This is a genomic window from Streptococcus oralis (genome assembly GCF_003943395.1).
GTDB lineage: Bacteria > Bacillota > Bacilli > Lactobacillales > Streptococcaceae > Streptococcus > Streptococcus oralis_BF.
Genome location: NZ_RJPJ01000021.1, coordinates 1 through 2,061, shown reverse-complemented (window position 1 = coordinate 2,061; position 2,061 = coordinate 1). Strand labels below are relative to the sequence as shown.

1 pseudogene is annotated in these 2,061 nt (G+C 44.4%); it reads right to left on the bottom strand.

The annotated features are described in order from the left end of the window. Positions 1-1,049: 1,049 nt before the first annotated feature. Positions 1,050-2,061, bottom strand: a pseudogene (locus D8802_RS10180) (hypothetical protein); the annotation flags it as partial.

Genomic DNA, 2,061 nt, shown 5'->3' with positions numbered 1-2,061 from the left:
AACTCTGAATCAGAAAGCTTGTCTAAATCAGCTTCAGAAAGTGCTTCAGCAAGCAAGTCTGCATCAGAATCAGTTAGCGCAAGCGACAGTGCTTCTAAGTCAGACTCAGTAAGCAAGAGCGCATCTCTTGAAGGTGAATCTGTATCAACCAGCAAGTCTAAATCAGAATCAGCAAGCAAGTCAGAAAGTGCTTCAACATCTGACTCAGCAAGCAAGAGCACTTCNCTTGATGATGCATCTAAGTCAACATCAACAAGTAAATCTAACTCTGAATCAGAAAGCTTGTCTAAATCAGCTTCAGAAAGTGCTTCAGCAAGCAAGTCTGCATCAGAATCAGTCAGCGCCAGCGACAGCACATCTAAGTCAGACTCAGTAAGCAAGAGCGCATCGCTTGAAGGTGAATCTGTATCAACAAGCAAGTCTAAATCAGAATCAGCAAGCAAGTCAGAAAGTGCTTCAACATCTGACTCAGCAAGCAAGAGCACTTCCCTTGATGATGCTTCTAAGTCAACATCAACAAGTAAATCTAACTCTGAATCAGAAAGCTTGTCTAAATCAGCCTCAGAAAGTGCTTCAGCAAGCAAGTCAGCCTCAGAATCAGTTAGCGCCAGCGACAGTGCTTCTAAGTCAGACTCAGTAAGCAAGAGTGGCTCACTTGATGGTGAATCTGTATCAGCAAGCAAGTCTAAGTCAGAATCGCTTAGCCAATCAGAAAGCACATCTAAATCTGATTCACTCAGCAAGAGCACTTCACTTGTAGATGCATCTAAGTCAACATCAGAAAGTCAATCCGCTTCTGAATCAGAAAGCTTGTCTAAATCAGCCTCAGAAAGTGCTTCAGCAAGCAAGTCTGCCTCAGAATCAGTNAGCGCCAGCGACAGTGCATCTAAGTCAGACTCAGTAAGNAAGAGTGGCTCACTTGATGGTGAATCTGTATCANCAAGCAAGTCTAANTCAGAATCANCAAGCAAGTCAGAAAGTGCTTCAACATCTGNCTCAGCAAGCAAGAGCACTTCACTTGTAGATGCTTCTAAGTCAACATCAGAAAGTCAATCCGCTTCAGAATCAGCAAGCAAGTCAGAAAGCTTGTCTAAATCAGCGTCAGAAAGTGCTTCAGCAAGCAAGTCTGCATCAGAATCAGTCAGCGCCAGCGACAGCACATCTAAGTCAGACTCAGTAAGCAAGAGTGGCTCACTTGATGGTGAATCTGTATCAGCAAGCAAGTCTAAGTCAGAATCAGCAAGCAAGTCAGAAAGTGCTTCAACATCTGCCTCAGCAAGCAAGAGCACTTCCCTTGATGATGCATCTAAGTCAACATCAACAAGTAAATCTAACTCTGAATCAGAAAGCTTGTCTAAATCAGCTTCAGAAAGTGCTTCAGCAAGCAAGTCTGCATCAGAATCAGTTAGCGCCAGCGACAGTACATCTAAGTCAGACTCAGTAAGCAAGAGCGCTTCCCTTGAAGGTGAATCTGTATCAACCAGCAAGTCTAAATCAGAATCAGCAAGCACAAGTGCAAGCAATAGTGCATCAGCGTCAACAAGCGCATCTGTATCAGATTCAACAAGCTTGAGCAACAGCATCTCTGCTTCAATCAGTGCATCAGAATCAGTAAGCACAAGCGTAAGCAACAGTGAATCAGCTTCACGTAGTGCCTCAGCTTCAGCGTCAACAAGCTTGAGCAACAGCATCTCAGCTTCAATCAGTGCTTCTGAATCAGCAAGCAAGTCTGCTTCAGAATCAACAAGCGCATCTGTATCAGATTCAACAAGCTTGAGCAACAGCATCTCAGCTTCAATCAGTGCTTCTAACTCAGCAAGCACAAGCGCAAGCAACAGTGCCTCAGCGTCAACAAGCGCATCTGTATCAGATTCAACAAGCATGAGCAACAGCATCTCTGCTTCAATCAGTGCTTCTAACTCAGCAAGCACAAGTGCAAGCAACAGTGCATCAACATCTGACTCAGCAAGCAAGTCTGCATCTGACTCAGTAAGCACAAGTGCAAGCAACAGTGCATCAGCATCAACCAGCGCATCTGTATCAGATTCAACAAGCTTGAGC